At 39.9% G+C, this 23,485-nt stretch carries 4 protein-coding genes and 1 pseudogene; 1 reads left to right on the top strand and 4 read right to left on the bottom strand.

Annotated elements, in window-relative coordinates; genetic code table 11:
- Nucleotides 1-156 (top strand): annotated as a pseudogene (locus AC1DS7_RS26920) (IS6 family transposase); the annotation flags it as partial.
- A 118-nt stretch (nucleotides 157-274) separates the two neighbouring features.
- Here AC1DS7_RS26920 and AC1DS7_RS26925 read toward each other — a convergent pair.
- The 4 genes from AC1DS7_RS26925 to AC1DS7_RS26940 all read right to left on the bottom strand — a co-directional run bounded on the left by AC1DS7_RS26925 (nucleotide 275) and on the right by AC1DS7_RS26940 (nucleotide 23,484).
- Nucleotides 275-997: a thioesterase II family protein gene (locus AC1DS7_RS26925; RefSeq protein ID WP_002035038.1), complete on the bottom strand. Its 723-nt coding sequence runs from the start codon at nucleotides 995-997 to the stop codon at nucleotides 275-277.
- Between the two features lie 16 nt (nucleotides 998-1,013).
- Nucleotides 1,014-1,688, bottom strand: coding sequence for a 4'-phosphopantetheinyl transferase family protein (locus AC1DS7_RS26930; protein ID WP_476999316.1), 675 nt, complete (start codon nucleotides 1,686-1,688; stop codon nucleotides 1,014-1,016).
- A 422-nt stretch (nucleotides 1,689-2,110) separates the two neighbouring features.
- The gene (locus tag AC1DS7_RS26935; RefSeq protein WP_476999317.1) at nucleotides 2,111-17,017 is read right to left on the bottom strand and encodes a non-ribosomal peptide synthetase; all 14,907 of its coding nucleotides are present in this window, start codon (nucleotides 17,015-17,017) and stop codon (nucleotides 2,111-2,113) included.
- Complete coding sequence (locus tag AC1DS7_RS26940) at nucleotides 17,014-23,484, bottom strand: amino acid adenylation domain-containing protein (RefSeq protein WP_476999318.1); 6,471 nt, start codon at nucleotides 23,482-23,484, stop codon at nucleotides 17,014-17,016. The genes AC1DS7_RS26935 and AC1DS7_RS26940 overlap by 4 nt, the downstream gene beginning before the upstream one ends.
- Nucleotide 23,485: the final 1 nt, after the last annotated feature.

Below are 23,485 nucleotides of genomic sequence, written 5' to 3' on the forward strand. Positions count from 1 at the left end.
TCTATGCTAGGGTTCAAATGTTTTGACACAGCTACATCCATTCTTTCTGGAGTAGAAGTCATGCATATGATTAAAAAAGAACAGGTTGATTTACGGGACCAGTCTGTCCAAAATCAAAAAGAATTCATCCATCAATTGTTTGGGCTTGCGGCATAAGATACGATTCCGTTAGGAATCTATGCGCTTTATTATCTTTTATTCTATTTTTGCACCAGAACCGTATTTTTCACCTTTAATTTTTGGTTTCTCAGCCATGATTGTACTTAGAAAAACTCTAAAAACTAGTTGAAAATCTTTTAGAATCTAACTTTCTTATAATTCTATTTGCTATTTCTTCAATATTTTCATTTAGAAAGAAATGATTACCTTTAAAAGAGTGAAAAGTACACGTTTTACTTGTGTATTGCTCCCATTTTATTACTTGATTATATGTAGTAAATTCATCATTTTCCCCATTAAATATAAGAAAATCAATATCACATGCTTGCATATTATTGTCATGAATATATGTCTCAACAATTTTAAAATCTGCTCTTAGAATTGGGAGGAAAATTCCCATTAATTCTTCTGATTGAAGTACCCCGGACGGTGTACCTCCCATTGCAATAACTTCTCTTTTAAATTGTTCGTTAGAAAGATTATGTCGGATATTTTTCATTTTACTATTTGGGTGGTTTCTACCGGACAAAACAAGAAATTCAGGCAATACGTTTTTAGAATCTTGTATTTTTCTGGCTACTTCATAGGCAATCAAACTTCCCATGCTATGCCCATATAGAATATAGGGCGAATGCTCTATCTGCTTAACTATACTAGTGTAGACATCATTTACGGCCTCTTCCATACTTTGGTACAAGCTTTCTTCAATTCTATATCCTCTACCAGCTAACTCTATTGGGACTACTTCAATATATGGATTAAAGTAATTTTTCCATTTTGCGTAACTAAACGCAGATCCCCCAGCATGTGGAAAGCAAAAAAGTTTAGTCTTCTGCATTGATTTTCTCCTTACTTTAAAATTTGTTTATATTTTGGCAAATTGTATAAATATCTTTAATTATTATATCCTGCGGAAATTCTTCCCTTGTTGCACAAGCAGATATCTTATAATTCGGCTCAATGCTATATTGTCTAAAGTAAAAGTCTTTAGGTATATTCTTATATGAGATTAAAGTTCGTGACTCTTTTTTTATAGAAAATGAATTTAACGGGATATAAAGCCCTTTACCAATCGTTTTTATATAGCTTTCTTTTAATGTCCATAAATCAAAAAAATAATTGATTTGTTCATCAGAATTCATATTAGATAAATCATAAAATTCTTCCTCTGAAAAAAATTCATTTGCTAATTTAAGAGCCTCTATGTTTGAAACTCTTTCAATATCAATACCTACATTAGAATTAGCAGTGGCACAGACCACCCATTCTCCTGAATGCGAAATATTAAAGTGAAAGTCAGAAAATTTTTGAACAAAAGGTTTTCCGTACTCATTATATATAAATTTAATTTCTTCATTATTCATTTTATATTTTTGGCAAACTAGGGAACGGATTAATAAATCTCCTATCAAAGTCCTATTAATATCACATAAATTTAATAAACGCTTCATTCGTTCTCTCTTCTCATTTGAAATCAAGTTACTAAATTGATTAAACAAATGATTTTCAATATTCTTTGGTATTTTCACAGCATGAATTTGTATGATAAATCACTTCCTTTTTAAAAGGATGTCTTCCTATGTATACGTTATAGAAATTCAATTTCATTTTCTAACTTGCATTTATTCAAGTGCAAATATAATAGAAAAGGTGCATATTTACATATCAATGAAAATATACACCTTTCCTCAGCAATATCATCAAGGCATTCGCTTCTGGTACAAAAACTTCAGAGAATTTACAGCATACTATGAACAACTCATATATGTTTCTATGTCCCTATCAAGCAATTTTTCATTAACCCTTTAAAAAGTAATGCTCTTGATATATACATAATCTCCTACACTTGATGTGCAGTTATTGGACTGCTCTCTTTATTTACACTACTACTCACAAATAACAACTTTAATAATAACAATGTTCGTTTATAAAGTTGCCTCTTTTGTGCTCTCTACTTTTCCGTTAGCGAAAGGGATGTCTCTTTTATTCCTTCTAATTCATTTAGTAGATACTTAGCTAGCTTTTCAACTGCGGGGGAAGCTACTATTTCTTCGTGTGATCCAGGGACCGAATACATATTCACTCTTCCTTTTAATAAAGGCTTCCAATCCGTAAACAATTCTTTACCTTCCTCAGCACTAAAGTAAATGACTTCCCCAAAATATGGTGTTAAATCATGCTCTGCCATTAAATTCAGACATTTCCTGTGAGCATTGATAAGTTGCTTCAAATTCGTAAGATTTGCATCAGGCGGGAGCACTCCTTCCACAATTAATTGCTCAACAAGCATGTCCTGTTGATGAACAAGCTCTTCTTCCTGATCCACTAGCTCTATATGGATGAAATGCTCCAATATATAAGATAGCATGTCATCCTCTGTCTTGTAATCCCGTTCTGAAGGCACCTTGGTATCCAATAGTACCAACACCTCAACTTCTTCTCCCTGGTTCCGTAGCATAGTTGCGATTTCATAGGCAATGGCACCACCCAGAGACCATCCTCCCAGACGATATGGCCCCTCTGGCTGAGCCCGCTTCATTTCCTCGATGTAGAGTTGAACTACTTCCGATAAAATCAACCCGTTCATTCCTTCTTTCTCTACGAGAGGATTCTGTAAACCATAAAATGAGCAGTGATCCTTGAGTAACCTTGCTAGCTGAATGTAACAGAGTACATTACCCATAAACGGGTGAACACAGAAGAAAGGTCTTTTCTCTGATTCTTGTAATGGAACCAGAACCGATAATGATTCTTCCATACGATGATTCTCACGGATGAGACAAGCGATTCCTTCCACTGTCGGATTCTTAATTAGTGCGGGCACCTTAATCTCTTTTCCAAATTTCTCTCTGACCTTTGAAATCAATTTGATTACAAGGAGAGAGTGACCTCCTATATTGAAGAAATCATCGTTTACATGGATATCTTCTAACTGTAGCAAATCCTGCCAGATTGTAATCAGCTGATACTCGATTTCATCCCGTGGGATAATTGGTGTAGAAAAGGTACTTTCTCTTTGAATCGTTAAGCTGTTCAGTGCCTTTCGATCAACCTTCCCATTTGTTGTAAGCGGAATCGCATCCACCTCAATAAAGTGTGCAGGAATCATATGATTCGGTACTTGTCTCTTGAGATGCTCACGCCATTCATGCATACTTCCTTCACCCACCACATAAGCAACCAATCTCTGATCTCCTGGTTGGTCCTCTCTTATCAAGACTACCGCCTCTTTCACCGATGGATGACTTTCTAAATTCGCTTCAATCTCTCCAAGCTCAATCCGGAATCCTCGAATTTTCACTTGATTATCGATTCTTCCCAGATAATCCAAATGGCCATCAGCTAAATAACGGACTAGATCTCCCGTCCGGTATAACCGTTCTCCTTCATTAAATGGATGTGGAATAAAACGTTCTAACGTTAACTCTGGACGATTCAAGTATCCTCTCGCTAGGCCTGCTCCACCGATATAAAGTTCACCCGTTACACCAACTGGAACAGGTAACAACTTCTCATCCAATACATAGGCTTGAACATTTGGCAACGGACGCCCAATGGTTACTCTCTTACTATCTTTTTTGATACGATAGCATGTCGCATCAACCGTACATTCCGTAGGACCATATACATTATAAAAATGGATATGGTCATTCTCTACTAGTTGTTCCCACAGTGATGGCATAATCGCTTCTCCACCGACCAGTACCTTGCTTGGAACATGAACACTATCGTTTGTTTCTAACAACCCCTCATCTATGAGTAATTGGAGTAGTGAAGGTGTTATATCGAACATTTCCAACTTATTCTCCCGAATATAAGATATAAACTGTTGAGGATCACTGCGAACTTCTGTTGAAATAATATACAAACTAGAACCATACAAAAGCATTTGTAATTGTTTAACGGATGAATCAAAGGCGATTGAGGCATTTAGACCAACGCGCATGTTATCATGTGCCCGATGTGAAAAAACCTCTTTCTGTAAACCATAGGATAGATTTAATACCGAATGATGCTGCACCATAACCCCTTTTGGATTCCCGGTCGAACCTGAAGTGTAGATAACATACGCCAAGTTTTCTCCTGTTACTTTACATATTGGTGAAAGAGTGTTTTCTTGCGAAATCATTGCTTGATCTCGGTCCAAACAAACTGTTTCAACTTCTTCAGGCATCCAACCTTGTGATACTTCGTTCGTAACCAATATTTGAATTCCTGTGTCCTCCAGAATATATCGTAGGTGACTTTCTGGATACGATGGATCCAGCGGAACATAGGCTGATCCAGCTTTCAAGATTCCCATGAGACCGACAATCATCTCAACTGAACGTTGGAAACAAAGCCCGACCAATGACTCCGTTCCAATCCCCATTTTCTGAAGATAATGGGCCAATTGGTTTGCTTTCTCATTCAGCTCTCGATACGTCAACCGCTGATTTTCATCCACCACTGCCACCGCATCAGGTGTACGATCCACTTGATCTTCAAAAAGTTTGTGGATCACACTTTCACGTGGATACGCTGCTGCATTATCATTCCATTCTTCCAGCAGTTGTTTCTGTTCTATTTCCGTAACATACACCAGCTCCGACAGAGTTTGATCAACGTTCTCGATCATTTGCTTTAACACCTGGCTTAAATGGCCCAGCATCCGTTCAATGGTGAGGCCATTAAACTTGCTACGATCATACTTCAACTTTAACAACAACTGGCTTTCTGGAACAACTGTCAATCCTAATGGATAATGAGTTTGCTCTACTCCTTCCAACTCACCAATTTCTAGATTTCCTGAGGACCCCTCTTTCACTGGGTAGTTTTCAAACACATACAAGCTATGGAACAGCGGGGTTCCTCTAGGAATTTCACTCCATCCTTGAATCTCTGTCAAAGAAGCATATTCATATTGTCTTCTTTCTATCTCTTCCTCTTGTATCTTCAGCAACCAATCCATTACTTTTATATTATCTATCAACTGAATTCGCGTCGGTGATGTGGTAATAAAAGGACCTACAATGTTTTCAACATCAATAATCTCCGTAGGGCGTCCTGAGCTAGTTACACCATAGACAATTTCATCTTCTCCACTATACCGGCTCATGAGATACGCCCACGCACCTTGAATTACTGTATTCAAAGTGAGCCTATTGCGCTTCGCCCAGTTTTGTAACGCTTGGGTTTGCTCTTCTGATAAATAAGTTACCTTCTCTGTGTAACCTTTTTCTTGCTCTTTACTTTCTAAGCCCAGCAGGGTTGGAGCTGTAAAACCTTTAAGTTTCTCTCTCCAGAATTGCTCCGCCTGCTCCTGATTCTGTTCTCTTAGCCATTGAATATATTTCTTGTATGGCGATGAATTAGGTAAATGCACGGCTTCTCCATTCATTCTCTTCTGGTACACTGTAAGCAATTCGTTAAAGACCAGTGGTAGGCTCCATCCATCCAACAGAATATGGTGATGTGTCCAAACAATCCGATATTCTTCCTCACCTTCTTGAATGACAGTCACCCGCATCAATGGCGCTTTATCAAAAAGAAAGGCTTGTTTTCGATCCAATGCCAAAAAGGCTTTTCTTTTCTCTTCTTTTTCTTCAGCAGTCAGCGTACGCCAATCTTCTACATTCACCTTAAATGGAACACTCTCATACACCACTTGTAAAGGCTCTTCAACTTCATCCCAAAGGAAAGCTGAGCGGAAAATTTCATGCCGCTGAATTACCGATTTCCACGCCTGTTCGAAAGTAGCAATATCCAATTCTCCTCTAATCATGAAACTTAATTGCACTATATAAGGCGCTACATGTTCCTCCCCTTGGTCATGCAATGTATGGAAAATCATACCTTCTTGCAAAGGCGATAGTGGATATAAATCGGTAATCGGATAATTATTTCCACGATTCATCTTGGTTAATACTTTTGTCAAACTGGCTTGGTCAAGATTAGCCATCACAAAATCTGAAACGGTCAGTGCAGATTCTCCACCCGCAGATTGAATCAATTTACTTAGTTGATGGAGCATATTCTCTGCAATACTTTGAATCGTTGATTTCGCATATTGTCCTACATTGTATACCCAAGTGAACTGAAGTTTCCCATCCGTTACCATTCCAATTACATCAATTAAATGCGATCGCTTGGAACCAGAAGCATGATCTAAGCGCTTAAATCCGTTCTCTGGAATAAGTATTGCATCGTCAGAAAACATTTGGTCAAATTGTCCAAGATAGTTAAAACTAATAGACGGTGTATGTTGAGACCCCCATTGCTCGCATATTGTTGTGTTCAGATACCGCAAAATTCCATGGTCAACACCCTTATTAGGAATTTTACGCACTTGTTCTTTAACTGCTTTTAATGCTGCAATTGGCGTGTCAGCACCGGTAATATTTAAGTGAACAGGATAAATACTTGTAAACCACCCCACGGTTCTAGATAGGTCAACGTCTTCGATAATCTCTTCCCGACCATGCCCCTCCAAATCCACGGTCAGCGCCGGATGACCTGTCCATGCTGCCGTAGCCTGTACCAATGCTGTCAATAGTACTTCATTGATTTGGACACGATGAGTGCTTGAAATCTCTTTCAATAACGTACGGGTCTCTTTCTCATCCAGCACCACGGTAATCTCCTCGGTTCCTGTGTTGGCTGGAACTTCGAGGGTGGTATCCACTGGTAGCATAGCCACTTCTTGTTCGGATTGCTGCTCCCAGTAATCACGCACTTCTTGCACAATCCCAGCTTCAGCGTAATGATGCAATTTCTCCGACCACGCTTTAAAGGATGTACTCTTTGTAGGTAATTGGATCATCTGATCCTGGCTCGCTTGATTATACGCCGTTTGCAGATCCTCCAGTAAAATCCGCCAAGAAACACCATCCACTGCTAAGTGATGAATCACCCAGAATAATCGGCCGGCTCTTTTCTCACCTTCATCAAAATACACCATTCTCATTAGCGGTCCTGCGTGTAAGTGCAAGCTTGCTTGTGCAGTGTCAATCTCCGCTTGAATCACTTGATGCCATTCTGCTTGCGGCACTTCGTCTAATGAAATAACGGTCAGCGTCGATTGTTCTTCGATCCCTTCGTTCCACTGTTTCCAAGCTCCATTCGGTAACCGTTCATATCTTAAACGCAAGGCATCATGATGGATTAGAAGGGTACGCACAGCTTTCTCCAGTAATACTATATCCAGTCGCTCTTTTGTTCTAAAAAACATGGATTGATTCCAATGGTGTGGGTTTGGATGATCTTGTGCAAAAAACCATTGCTGAATTGGTGTAAGGATCAGTTCTCCAGTTATAACTCCCTGCTCTGCTTGTACACCCCGTTCTTCATTGACTACTTGCGCCAACTCAGCAATCGTTTGGTGTTCAAACATTTGCTTTGGCGTCAATTGCAAACCTGCTTGCTTCGCACGAGAGACAATCTGAATGCTGAGAATCGAGTCTCCACCAATTTCAAAGAAATTATCATGGATTCCCACCTTTTTAATCCCTAATACTTGCTTCCAAATGGTGGCCAGTGTTTCTTCGTTACCATTCCGCGTGGCAACACATTCACTTTCGATTTTCCTCTCCTCTGGTACAGGTAAGGCCTTACGATCAACTTTTCCGTTAGCAGTTAGTGGAATGGCTTCCATCATCACAAATCCTGAAGGAACCATATGGCTTGGTAGTTCCGCCTTGAGATAATCTCTCCACTCACCTACATTCCCATCACCCACGACATATGCCACCAACCGTTTATCACCCGGCTGATCTTCTCGAACAATTACAACAGCCTCTTTTATGGAGACATGTGCGTTTAAAGCAGATTCAATTTCTCCGAGCTCAATTCGGAAACCACGGATTTTCACCTGGTGATCAATCCGCCCAAGATAATCCAGATTTCCATCAGGTAAGTATCTCGCTAAGTCTCCTGTCCGATATAATCGCGCTCCTGGGTCACTACTGAATGGATGAGGAATGAAACGCTCTGCAGTCAATTCGGATCTGTTTAAATATCCACGTGCAAGTCCTGCTCCACCAATAAATAGTTCGCCAGCTACGCCAATAGGCACAGGTTGTTGACAAGCGTCTAGTACATACACTTCTAAATCTGGAATCTGTTTTCCTATATTACTTCTTGAAGCATGCTGCACATCATCTTGAGTAATTGGATAATACGTAACATGAACGGTAGTTTCTGTAATTCCATACATATTAATTAACTGTGGTTCCTGCCCTCCATACCTTTGAAACCATGGTACCAAGCTGGTAGGATCGAGTGCTTCCCCACCAAATATGACATAGCGCAGATGCAAGTCTTTCTTCTCATCTTCTTGTTCACACACTTGTATCAATTGTCGAAATGCGGATGGTGTCTGATTAAGAACCGTAACCTTTTCCTTTACTAACAGTTGATAGAAATCCTTGGGCGATCGACTAATCCAGTAAGGAACAACAATCAATCTTCCGCCATGGAGTAATGCCCCCCAAATCTCCCATACCGAGAAGTCAAACGCATAAGAATGGAAAAGCGTCCAAGTATCTTTTTCATCAAACTGATACCAACATTCCGTCGATTTAAATAAACGAATCACATTGTGATGCTCTACCATAACTCCCTTCGGATTCCCTGTTGATCCCGAAGTATAGATTACATACGCCAAGTTTTCTCCTGTCACTTCACATATTGGTGAAAGGGTGCTTTCTCGCGAAATCATCGCTTTATCCCGATCCAAACAAACTGTTTTGATTTCTTCAGTTATCCAACCTTCTAATGCTTCGTTCGTGACCAATACTTGAATCCCTGTGTCCTCCAGAATATATCGTAGGCGACTTTCTGGATACGATGGATCCAATGGAACATAGGCTGCCCCAGCTTTCAAGATCCCCATGAGACCGACAATCATCTCAGCTGAACGCTGGAAGCAGAGACCAACCAATGACTCGCTCCCAATCCCACATTTCTGGAGATAATGTGCCAATTGGTTTGCTTTTTCATTCAGCTCTCGATAGGTTAACTGCTGTTTTTCATCTACCACTGCCACCGCGTCAGGTGTACGATTTACTTGCTCTTCATACAGCTGATGAATCCCAAATTCCTGTGGATATGCTACAGCATTATTATTCCACTCTTCTAACTGTTTTTGCTGTAATCCTGACAGTATCGGCAACTTAGCTAATGATTTATCAGGATGTTCCACGATTAAATTCAACCAGTTCCCAAAATTTTCTGCTATGGATTCAATAGTTAAACTGTCAAATAAATCAGTCCTATAAACAAAAGTAAGCAATAAGCCCTCTTCCACTTCTGCGGCAGTTAAACTTAAATCAAATTTGGCGATTGAAGCGTGGCTGTCCATTACTTCTATACTTCGTCCATGTAGCTTTGGTAGCTCTTGTCCCGTATTTTGCAAAGTAAACATGGTTTGGAAAATCGGAGAATAACTTGTACTTCGTTCAGGTTGGATAACCTCCACAATTTTCTCAAACGGAACATCTTGGTACTCATATGCCTTCAATGCTTTTATCCGCACTTGAGACAACAACTCTTGAAATGCCGGTGCGCCACTTAAATCAGCTCGATAAACCAACGTGTTGACAAAGAAACCAATCAACCCTTCAATTTCTCGATAATTTCGATTCGCAATTGGGCTTCCAACAAGAATATCTGATTGTCCTGTATAACGGGCAAGGAAACTTTGATACGATGCCAATAAGGTCATGAAAAGCGTGGCCCCTTCTTGACGACTAAGTTCGTTTAATTTATCCAGTAATGAGCGTGACAACAACACATTATGAGTTAATCCATGGTGGGTTTGCACCGGAGGACGGGGACGATCCATCGGCAACATTAAGACTGGTAACTCACCAGACAGTTCTTCCTTCCAATATGCAAGCGGTTGGTTTAGTACTTCATCTATCAACCATTCTCTTTGCCACTGAGCAAAATCGGCATATTGAACTGGTAGTGGTGCAAGGTCTGCTGGTTTTTCACCAATCGCCTCCTCATAAAATGCCATCCATTCTTGGAGCAAGATTTCCATCGACCATCCATCCGAGATAATATGATGCATATTACACAGAAGAACCCATTCTTCTTCTGAAATTTTCACGATTTGTCCACGGAACAATGGCCCTTGCTCTAAGTCAAATGGGGATTCGACTTCAGTTTGAATCCATTGCTCCACTTCTCTTTCTCTCTCTTCTGGAGAAATCTTAGTTAAGTCAATTTGTGGAAGGGACCGGAAAGTATACGGTTGAATCTTCTGCACAGGATGACCGTCCACTTCATGAAATACTGTCCGCAATGATTCATGACGCTCTATCAACTGATTCCATCCCACCTCCAATGCTTCTAGTAACCAATTTCCTGTAAGACGGCATACCATCGGCATATTATAAAGTGCACTATTAGGTGTAAATTGATCGATAAACCATAAGCGCTGTTGAGCATAAGAAAGTGGAATGGCATTTCCTCGTTCCATCGGCATCAATGGTGGAATTTCTCGTTTTTTGCCTCCCTTACGTAACTGATCTAATCGCTTCGCCAGTGCCTCGACCGTTGAATATTCGAACAGTTCACGTACCGGTAATTTGATTTGAAAGACTTCTTGCAAGCGTGAGACCACTTGTGTAGCAAGTAGAGAATGACCACCAAGTTCAAAGAAAGAATCCTGAACACCTATATTTTCTATTCCCAGCACTTGACTCCACACTGAAGCGATAAGTTCTTCTAGCGGAGTTCGTGCGTGAACGGTATTTTCCGTAGATAATTTGCTAGGTATTGGCAATGCCTTTAAATCAAGTTTTCCATTCGGTGTAAGTGGTAAAAATTCCATCTCAATAAAGTTTGTTGGGACCATATAATTTGGTAAATGTGTTTGTAGATGCTCTCGCCATTCTTGGACACTTCCTTCACCAACTACATAAGCTACTAATCTCTTGTCGCCTGGATCATCCTCTCGTACCAATACAACCGCTTCTTTCACAGAAGAATGTGCCTGCAAGACTGCTTCTATTTCTCCCAATTCAATCCGGAAACCACGAATTTTCACTTGGTCATCTATACGACCATGGAACTGGAGAGCACCATCAGAAAGATAACTTGCTTTGTCTCCGGTGTAATAGAGACGTTCTCCTGACTTGAATGGATGCGAAATAAATTTTTCCTTTGTAAGGTCCGGACGATTAGCATATCCACGAGCAAGACTCTTCCCTCCAATATAGAGATCTCCAATCACACCACTTGGTACTAGCTGAAGATGAGAATCTAACACATAAACTTCTGTATTCGCAATCGGTCGACCAATCGATGGCGTACCTGTTGTCACTCCTACAGGTACATAACAATCCGTGGTAACAACGGTATTTTCCGATGGACCATACTGATTGATTACCGCAAAAGGAATATCGTTAGATGGATACTGCGTTAATTGATCCCCGCCGGTAATGATAAAACGAAGATCCGTTTTATCTGGCCAAGATAATTTCAAGAGTCTTTCCAGAATAGGCGTAGGTGCAAAACTAGCTGTTATTCGCGAATCAATGAGCCAGTCTCTTAGTGCTTCTGGATTAATTCTCAGTTCCTCTGTTGACAAGTAGAGTGCTGCACCAGCAGTTAGATACGGCCAAATCTCCTGGACAGCCGAATCAAAAGCAATCCCTGCAATCTGAGTCGCACGATCCTCTGCTGTAATACGATAAACTTCATGATGCCAAGAAACCATATTCATTAATGATCGATATTCAATCATGACACCCTTTGGCTTTCCTGTAGAACCAGAGGTATAGACAATGTAAGCTAAGTTCTCTGGATTTATCTGCCGTGTAGGTGCTATTACGCTTTCCACTGTTAACTCTTCTAACCTCACCATTTCGACCTGTTCGAAAAGGCCTTCTTGTCCTTCCGCCGTCACTACAAATTGAATTCCTGCATCTTCAATCATGTATTCTAACCTTGATTTTGGATACAACGGATCTAAAACGACATAAGCTCCACCAGCTTTTAATATGCCTAGTAAACTTACCATGAGCTCAGCCGACCTCGGAAGATAAACTCCCACGACTGACTCTGGAGCAACTCCTTTTCGCTGTAAAACATTTGCCAACTGATTTGCTTGTGCATCCAGTTCACCGTAAGTCCAATCTTTTGTTTGATCAACTACCGCAATCGCTTCAGGACGCTTTGCTACTTGTTCCTCAAATCTGTCGCAAATAAGACCCTGTGGGGGCATTTCCATTACAGTGTCATTCCATGTTTCTAATAACAAAGTACGCTCAGGTTCCGATAGCATGCTCAGACTATGCAACGGATTTTTCGGGTGATGGGAAACTTCGTGTAGCCATTTCTCAAAGTGCCCTGCCATCCTTTCAATAGTTGTAGCATTGAATAAATCCTTATTGTATTCAAAAGTAAAACGTACTCCCTCTTCCGTCTCAGCTACCATTACACTTAAATCAAACTTTGCGATTGGACTATGGCTTTCTATCATTTCAATACTTCTACCAGATAACACCGGGAACTCTTGTTTCATATTTTGCAAGATGAACATAGTCTGGAAGATTGGCGAATGACTTGTACTCCGCTCTGGTTGTACAACTTCCACAATTTTTTCAAAAGGGATATCTTGATACTCATACGCCTTCAATGCTTTTTGACGAACCTGAGACAGAACATCCTGAAATGTCGGTCTACCACTTAGATTAGCCCGATATACCAAGGTGTTGACGAAGAAACCAATAAGTCCTTCAATTTCTCTATAATTTCGATTAGCAATTGGACTTCCGACCAGAATATCTTCTTGTCCCGTATAACGTGATAGAAAACTTTGATATGCAGCCAACAGCGTCATGAAGAGTGTAGCCCCTTCTTGGAGACTAAATTCGTTCAATTTGTCATGTAGCGCGCTTGGCAGAACCAGAGTGTATGTCGACCCGTCATGAGTTTGTATTGCGGGACGCGGGCGATCCATAGGAAGTTGGAGTACAGGAAGCTCCCCAGACAATTCTTCCTTCCAATATTGGAGTTGTTGATCAAGCACTTCCGCCTTCAACCATCCTTTTTGCCACTGAGCGAAGTCGGCATACTGAACCGGTAATGGTTCAAGTTCTGCTATCTTTCCATCCGTAGCTTTCTCATAGAATGCCATCCATTCTTCAAGTAGGACTCCCATTGACCATCCATCTGAAATGATATGATGTAGAGTACAAAGGAGAATCCATTCTTCCTCTCCCACTTGCAAAATACTTGTCCTGATCAGTGGACCCTCACCTAAATCAAATGGCATTTCTGTTTCTTGTTGAATCAAACGTTTAACTTCTTCTTCTCGGCCTTCTGGAGAAAGCATAGTTAAATCCGTTTTCGGAATTAATCGAAAAGCATACGGTTCAATTTGCTGTACGGGTTGACCGTTCACTTCATGAAAGACCGTCCGCAATGATTCATGACGCTCTATTAGCTGATTCCATCCCGTTTCCAATGCCTCAGGTAGCCAACTCCCTGTAAGGCGGCATACTATTGGCATATTGTAAAGTGCACTATTAGGTGTAAATTGATCGATAAACCATAAGCGCTGTTGGGCATAAGATAGTGGAATAGTTTCCCCTCGTTCCATCGGCATTAGTGGCGGAATATCTCGTTTTCTATCTCCTTTACGTAACTGATCTAATCGCTTTGCCAGTGACTCCACCGTTGCATACTCAAATAGTTCGCGTACCGGTAATTCGATTTGAAAGATTTCTTGTAAGCGTGACACTACTTGAGTAGCTAGTAGCGAGTGACCACCGATTTCAAAAAAAGAATCCTGAACACTAATATTTCTTATACCTAATACTTTACTCCATACAGAAACGATGAGCTCCTCCACTGGTGTTCTTGATGAAGTAATATCTTCACTTATGAACTGTGCCTCCAATTCCAGTAAAGCTTTCCGATCCACCTTACCATTTGGAGTGAGTGGCATCGATTCAACTTGGAAAAAGTATGCCGGAACCATATAATTTGGCAATTGCTTCTTCAGATATTCACGCCACTCTCCAGTATCCCCTTCACCCACTACATAAGCTACTAACTGCTTATCTCCTGGTCGATCTTCCTTCACCAACACGACAGCCTCTTTTACAGATGAGTGATCATGTAAAGCTGCTTCGATTTCTCCCAGTTCAATTCGGAATCCTCTGATTTTGACTTGGTTATCTATTCTTCCAATATACTCCAAGTTACGATCATTCATATATCTCACCAGGTCACCCGTTCGATATAATCGTTCCCCTTCCTTAAAGGGATGCGGAATAAAACGTTCAGTAGTTAACTCTGGTCGATTGAAGTAGCCACGTGCCAAGCCTACTCCTCCAAGGTAAAGTTCCCCCGCCACACCAATCGGTACCACCTGTTGATATTGATCCAACACATACAACTCTGTATTATCAATTGGACGACCAATTGGAATAAGCATAGGTTCTTTTTCTAAATCACAATCATAATAAGTCACATCCACAGTCGCTTCGGTAGGGCCATACAAGTTAATTAACTTTGTTTGCTGAACATCGTAAAATACCCCCTTAAACCGGCGAACCTGTTCAGTATTTAATGCTTCTCCACTAGTAAAAACCTGATTTAAAGACAATACATCCCTTTTCGAATTATATTGTTCCATATAATCCAAGAAAGTAGATAACATCGACGGAACAAAGTGCATGGTGGTCACACGATATCGTTCGATATACTCCTCAATCACCGCAGGATCTTTCTCTCCTCCTGGTTGAAGCAAACAAACACGCGCTCCTACAAATGACCACCAAAATAATTCCCAGACAGAAACATCAAATGAAAACGGTGTCTTTTGTAGGATTGTATCCTCCTCAGATAATGGATACTTTTTCTGCATCCACTGTAGGCGGTTGATAACCGAATGATGTTCAATCATTACTCCCTTCGGATTTCCCGTCGAACCCGAAGTGTATATGATATAGGCTAAGTTATTTGCTGTTACTCCACTCACCGGAGCCAAATTACTCTCTTTAGAAATCATTACTTGATCCCGGTCTAAACAAATTGCTTGAATATCTTTAGGTAACCAGTCCTGTAGTGCCTCTTTTGTTAACAGCACTTGAATTTGTGAATTCTCTAAAATGTATCTCAGGCGATTTTCGGGATAACTTGGGTCCAGTGGGACATAAGCCCCACCTGCTTTCAAAATCCCAAAGAGACCAATAATCATTTCAGGAGAACGTTCAACACATATACCGACCAATGATTCAGGTCCTATACCTCGTTTTTGTAGATAATGTGCCAATTGATTCGATTTTTCATTGAGTTCTTGATACGTTAGCTTTCCACCCTCATAAACTACCGCCACTGCATCAGGTGTACGTGCAACTTGCTGCTCAAATAGCTCATGAATCATATACTCATGACCATAAACTACGTCAGTATCATTCCATTCTTCTAGGAGTTGTTTCTGCTCTGTGTCCGATAACATTGACAGCTTTGTATATGATTCATCTGGATGATACGCGATTTCATTTAACCAGTTCTCAAAATGGCCTGCCATACGTGCAACGGTACTACTATCAAATAAATCCGTGTTGTATTCAAATGAGACAAATAGGCCTTCTTCCACTTCGTAGGCAGTTAAACTCAGATCAAATTTTACAATAGACATATTACTTTCTACCATTTCGATACTTCTACCAGACAAATCTAGTCGTTCTTGTTTTATATTCTGTAGTGTAAACATGGTCTGAAAGATAGGAGAATGACTCATACTTCGTTCAGGTTGTACAGCTTCTACCACTTTTTCAAATGGTATATCTTGATATTCGTAAGCTTTTAACGCCTTTTTCTTTGTTTGGTTCAAAATCTCCCGAAAAGTAGGGGTGCCACTCAAATCTGATCGGTAAACCAACGTATTAACAAAGAAACCGATTAATCCTTCTACTCCCTTATGATTCCGATTTGCAATCGGACTTCCGACTAGAATATCTTTTTGCCCCGTATAACGAGCAAGAAAGCTCTGGTATGCAGCCATTAAAGTCATAAATAAGGTAGATCCTTCTTGTCGACTTATATCCTTTAATTGATTGAGTAATCTATAAGGAAAAATCACGTGATGCGTATCCCCAGCGTAAGTTTGCGTAACCGGTCGAGGTCGGTCCACTGGCAGTTGTAATATAGGAAGCTCCCCAGACAATTCTTCCTCCCAATACGTAAGTTGACGATTTAACACATCACCTTGCAACCACTCCTTTTGCCACTTTGCAAAGTCTGCATATTGAATGGATAGTGAACTTAATTTAGCAGGATTCCCGCCCGTTTCTTCTTCATAGAAAGTAAGTAATTCATTCATGAGTATACCGATGGACCAAGCATCAGAAATAATATGATGCATCGTACATAGTAATAACCATTCATCCTTTCCTAATTGAACAAGCTGATTACGAATTAAAGGGCCATTCATTAAATCAAATGGTTCTTGCGCTTCTCTCGCAATTAAACTATCTACCTCTTTTTCTTTTACTTCTAGAGGAAGTTGCGAGTAATCCCTTACAGGTAATGCTCTAGGAAGGAATTCGACAATTTGTTGTACAGGTTGTTCTCCTACTTCTTTAAAAACGGTTCGTAATGATTCATGACGTTCAATGAGTCGATTGAATCCCTTTTCTAATGCTTCAGGAATCCAATTTCCTTTTAGATGCCATACCGTTGGAATATTATATAAAGAACTGTTTGGGTTAAATCTGTCCATAAACCACAAACGTTGTTGTGCATAAGACAACGGAAGTGCTTCTTTATTCTCCTTTTTTTGCATTCGCTTCTGAAGCCAAGCTCTTTTCTCAGGAGAAAGTGAACTCAGCTTTGCATGTAAATCACTTCTCATTTTTTTACCCCTTCCTCAACTAAATTACTCTCGAATATTCCTTGTGCTTCTTCCTCTGATAGCTCTTCTAATTGCTTAAGTAGTTCAAGTAATTCTTCATCATTACTCACTTCTGCTTCTTTTTGAATATAGTCTTGAAGACTTACATTCTCCTTACTATCATTCTGTATTTCTTGATTTTTGTTATAGAACAATTGATCAATCTGTTTTGCCAATTGTTGCACCGTATGAAACGTAAATAGATCATGCAATGGTAACTCGATTCCAAAAGCCTCTTTAAGATTGGAAACAGCTTGTGTAGCAAGTAATGAATGCCCACCTATTTCAAAAAACGAATCCTGCACTCCAATATTTTCTACACCTAAAACTTGATGCCATATTGAAACGATTGTTTTTTCCGTAGGTGTACGGGGAGCAATATAACCCCTCACTATCTCCTGTCTCTCTGGTACTGGTAAGGCCTTCCTATCAATCTTTCCATTTGGAGTGAGTGGAAATGCATTCAATCCGACAAAATAGGCTGGAATCATGTAATTTGGTAGCTGGTCCTTGAGATAATCACGCCACTTATGAGCATCCCCATCTCCCACAACATAGGCAATCAAACGTGGATCACCAAGATAATCTTCCCGCACCATCACAAGAACTTCGTTAACTAATGTATGCTTTTGCAATGTCGCTTCAATTTCTCCTAGTTCAATCCGGAACCCACGAATTTTTACCTGATGATCGATTCGGCCAAGATACTCCAAATTTCCATCTGGCAGATACCTTACTAGGTCTCCAGTCCGGTATACTCGCTCTCCTTCTTTAAACGGATGCGGTATAAAACAATCTTGCGTTAAGTCAGGACGGTTTAAGTACCCACGTGCTAATCCTGATCCACCAATGTAAAGCTCACCAACTACACCAATTGGAACCATTTTTTGTTCAGCACTCAGTACATATACTTCTGCATTGAAGACTGGTTTACCAATTGGTGGTACCCTATACATGACACCCTTTTCTAATTCCATATATGTGGAATACGTAGTATCTTCGGACGGTCCATATAGGTTGTACACCTTCTCAATCGTACTTCTCTCGTATAAATCTTGAACAAGTGAATATGGTAATGGTTCTCCAGCCAAATTCATCACCTTTACCGAAGAAGGAATTGTTTTTGCTCGAACCAGTTCCTTCGCTGCCGATGGCACAGTATTGACCAAAGTCACACCCTTGGTAGACAACTTGTCTAGATGTAGAGCATTTTCAGCGACAATTACCTTACCACCCATCGTTAAGGGAACAAACACTTCAAAAACGGATAGATCAAAGGATAGAGAAGTTGAAGCCAACACTCCCGCTAAATCCCTTCGGGAATATGTGTGATGCGCCCAATGAATCATTGTTACTGTATTCCTGTGCTCAATCATTACTCCCTTTGGATTTCCAGTTGAACCTGAAGTATAGATAATATAGGCTAAGTTATCTCCCGTCGCTTCACTCGTACACACCGTAGTTGCTTCTTGTTCTATTTCTTCTCGATCACGATCAATACAAATCACGTCAACGGATTTAGGTATAACCATCTTTTGTTTTATCTTTTCCTGTGTCACCAGTACCTTTATTTGAGCGTCCTCTAAAATGTATTTCAGTCGACTTTCCGGATACGCTGGATCAATTGGGACATATGCTCCTCCTGCCTTCATAATTCCTAAGAGGCCGACAATCATCACGGATGAACGTGTAACGCAAATCCCAACCAATGATTCGCATACTACACCATTTTTCTGTAAATAATGTGCCAGTTGATTCGAGCGTTCGTCCAACTCTCGATATGTTAGTTCTTCATCTTCGCACACTACTGCAATTGCTTCTGGTGTTTTTTCCACTTGTTCTTCAAATAATGTATGAATTGTGCTTTCTCGTATATCTACAACACCTGTTTCATTCCATTCCTCTAGTAGTTGCTTATATTCCACTTTTGATAACATATTCATTTCCGATAATAAATCTTTTGGATGAGATACAATTTGATATAACCAATGTTCAAAATGACTTGCCATACGTTCAATGGTTGTATCATTAAACAAATCAGTATTATATTCAAAGGTTAGCGATAATCCTTCTTCCGTCTCAGAAGCAAATAAACTCAAATCAAATTTCGCCAGAGAAGTATGACTTTCCATGAGTTCCATGTGTCTTTCAGATAGCTGAGGAAACTCTTGTTTCGTATTCTGTAAAGTAAACATGGTTTGAAATATCGGTGAATGACTTGTATTTCGTTCCGGTTTTACAGATTCTACCACTTTCTCAAATGGAATGTCCTGATACTCGTATGCTTTTAGTGCTTTTTTTCGTATCTGCGACAAAAGTTCTTGGAACGTCGGATTTCCACTGAAATCAGCTCGATAAACCAACGTATTTGCAAAGAAACCTATTAATCCTTCAATCTCTTTCACATTTCGATTTGCAATTGGGCTCCCAACCAAGATGTCGTCTTGTCCTGAATAACGAGAAAGGAAGCTTTGATACGCTGCCATCAATGTCATAAATAAAGTGGATCCTTCTTGCAAACTTAAACCTTTGAGCTTTTCCTGTAGGGAATTCGCCACCATTAAGGACTGACTCGCACCACGGTGGGTTTGAACCGCAGGTCGAGGACGATCCATCGGTAATTGTAAAACCGGTAGCTCCCCAGACAATTCTTCCTTCCAATATTGGAGGTGCTGATCCAAATTCTCTTCTTTTTGCCATTCCTTCTGCCACATGACAAAGTCTGCATATTGAATAGATAACTCCTTTAATTCCGGCGGTTTTTCGCTTAGTGCTCCTTCATAAAAAGCCATCCATTCTTCAAGTAAGATTCCCATTGACCACCCATCTGAAATAATATGATGCATCGTACAAAGGAGAACCCATTCTTCCCTGTCCACTTTCAATATTCGTGTTCGAATCAGAGGACCTTGCCCAAAATGAAATGTTTCCTCCGCTTCGTTTTGAATGAGCCGTTTCATTTCCCTTTTCCTATCTTCCAAAGAAAGGTCTGTTAGATCTGTTTGAGGGATATGTCTGAATACATGAGATTGAACCTGTTGAAAAGGTTCACCCTCTTGTTCTAGAATTATCGTCCTTAATGATTCATGACGTTCCAACAACTGATTCCATCCGGCCTCCAATGCTTCAATTGACCACTTTCCTGTTAAGCGACACGCTGCATGAATATTGTACATCGCATTATTTGGCATTAATTGGTCAATAAACCATAGGCGTTTCTGTGCATAGGAAAGTGGAATAGATTCTTCCCGCTTCATAGGTACAAGGGGTGGAACCTCTCGCTTTTTATCTTCTTTGCGCAACTGATCTACTCGTTCCGCTAATGATTCCACTGTATCGTGCTTGAACAGTTCACGTAGCGGGATTTTAATCTGGAACAATTCTTGTAATCGAGAGACGATTTGAGTAGCGAGCAGTGAGTGTCCACCCTGTTCAAAGAAGGAATCCTGAATACCGATATTTTCTATTCCTAACACTTGACTCCAAACAGAGGCAATAAGCTCTTCCGTTGGTGTCCGAGGTAAAACATTAAAATCTCCCATAGGTTGCTCATCAGGTGCTGGCAAAGCTTTTCGATCAATTTTTCCATTCGGAGTAAGCGGAAACTGTTCTAACTCTACAAGATGCGCTGGAATCATATGATTCGGCAATTGATTTTGTAGATACTCTCGCCACTTTTGAGTATTTCCGTCGCTTATTACATATGCAACCAATCGCTGATCACCCGGGCGATCTTCCCTAACTAATACGACAGCCTCTTTAATAAACGAATACTTTTCTAAAGTCGCTTCAATTTCTCCAAGCTCAATCCGAAAGCCACGCATCTTAACTTGATGGTCCATTCTCCCTATAAATTCTAAATTCCCATCAGTTAGATATCTTACTGAATCTCCTGTTCGATATAGTTGTTCTCCCAATCGAAATGGATGCGAAACGAATTTTTCGGCAGTGAGATTCGGACGATTTAAGTATCCACGAGCTAAACCGGCACCACCAATATATAACTCACCCTCTATCCCTATTGATTGCAAGCGTTGATTTTGGTCTAATACATATAATTGCGTGTTCTGTATCGGCTGCCCAATAGAAACAAATTCTTGATTAGGTTGAATGTCAAATGCATTTACGTAAATAGTTGCTTCAGTCGGTCCATAAAAGTTGGTTAATTTTACTTGCCCGCTCTGATTCCATTGCTGTTGAAACCGTCTAACCAATCCTGAACTTAGCTCTTCCCCACCAGAAAATACATGACGCACGGACGAACATTTTATTTTTAACTCAATATGAGTGAAATGATCTAAGAAAACAGATAACATCGAAGGAACAAATTGAGTAATAGTAACCTGATGTTTTTCTATCACTTCAGCTATAATGGTAGGATCTTTCTCTCCACCTGGAGGTAAGAAAGATACACAAGCGCCTACGCTAATACCCCAAAATAACTCCCAAACAGATACATCAAATGAAAATGGTGTTTTCTGCAAGATAACATCCTTTTCAGAAAGTGGATATTGATGTTGCATCCATTCAAGATAATTAATCACTGAATGATGCTCAATCATCACTCCCTTTGGATTCCCTGTAGATCCTGAAGTATACATAACATACGCTAAACCTCTTCCTGTTACTCCACTTATACATGGGGTTAATTCTTCTTCTTCAATTGCAGTATAATCTTGATTCATATAAATCGTTTCAATCTGTTCATATATATATAAATTTTTAGAATTCCCCCCCGTCACTAGTACTTCAATTCCAGCATCCTCTAATATATAACGAAGCCGACTCTCTGGATAAGTAGGGTCAAGTGGAACATACGCTCCTCCTGATTTTAGAATCCCTAATAACGCTATCATCATTTGTAATGAGCGTTCCATATATACCCCAACTAGAGACTCTGGAACTACACCACGCTTTTGTAAATAATGAGCTAGCTGATTAGCGCGTTCATCTAACTCTTTATAGGTAATTTGTTCATTTTCGTAAATAGCCGCGATTGCTTCTGGCGTTTTCTTAACTTGCTCCTCAAATATCGTATGAATCATGCCTTCAGCTGAATATTTTACTTTAGTATTATTCCATTCCTCTAGTAACTGTGTCTGCTCTTCCATTGTTAAATGAGTAATTTCGGAGAGCTTTGAATCTAGGCTCTTCGTCATCTGAATTAATGTTTGCAATAAGTGACCCTGAATACGATTTATTGTTTCTTCATTGAAATAGCTTCGGTCATACATCAACTTTAAAGTAATTTCCTTACCAGGCATTACAATGAGTGTTAAAGGATAATTTGTTTGTTCTACGCTTTGAACCTCTAGTAATCTTAAATCATCATTTCTCTCACCTTGAATTGGATAATTTTCAAATACATACAAGGTATGAAATAGGGAACTATTCCGCGGAACCTCACTCCACCCTTGAATATCAACCAACGAATTATACTCATATTGTCTTCGTTCCATTTCTTTCATCTGTATTTTACGAAGCCAATCTACTACTGATGTATCATCCGTTAATCGAATTCTAGTAGGTAATGTGTTAATAAATAGACCCACCATATTCTCTGCTCCTATCAAATCAGTAGGACGTCCAGAGCTAGTTACGCCAAACACGATGTCACTTTCACCGCTATACCTACTCATCAAGTAAGCCCATGCGCCTTGTACTAATGTATTCAATGTTAATCGACTATTTCGTACCCACTCTTGTAAATTCTTAGTAAGTTCCTCAGATATTTGATAAGTACACTCTCCATAGCCCTTATCCTCTCCTTGATCCTTTCTTTCCATCTCTAATGGTGTAGGTGCATAAAATCCCTTTAATTCTTCTTTCCAAAATTCCTCTGCTTTACTTTGATCTTGCTTATTTATCCACTGGATATATTTTTTGTAAGGAAGAGATTTAGGTGGATTCAACAATTCTCCCTTTATCATCTTGAGATAAACTTCCATCACTTCACTAAAGACCAATGACAAACTCCACCCATCTAGCAAAATATGATGATGTGTCCAAATGATTCTCGTTTCCTCTTCTGCTTCTTTAATCGCAGTGACTCTCATCAATGGTGCTTCATCCAATAAAAATCCTTTTCTACGATCTGCAGTCAAAAACTGGTGTAATTTCTTCTCCCTCTCTTCATATGAATGGGCACTCCAATCCTCTTGATGAATAGTAAAAGGAAGACGTTGGTAAACTGCTTGCAGAGGTTTTTCAACTTCCTCCCACACAAATACTGAACGTAGAACCTCATGTCGATGAATAACATATTCCCAAGCCTTTTCAAAAGTAGCAACATCCAATCGCCCCCCGAGCAAGAAGCCTACTTGTACAATGTAGGAAAAAGAATGTTCATCATCTTGATCGTATAAAGTATGAAACAGTATTCCTTTTTGCAAAGGTGATAATCCATATATATCTATAACGTCTCCCATC

Source organism: Bacillus sp. P4_E1 (assembly GCF_056401715.1).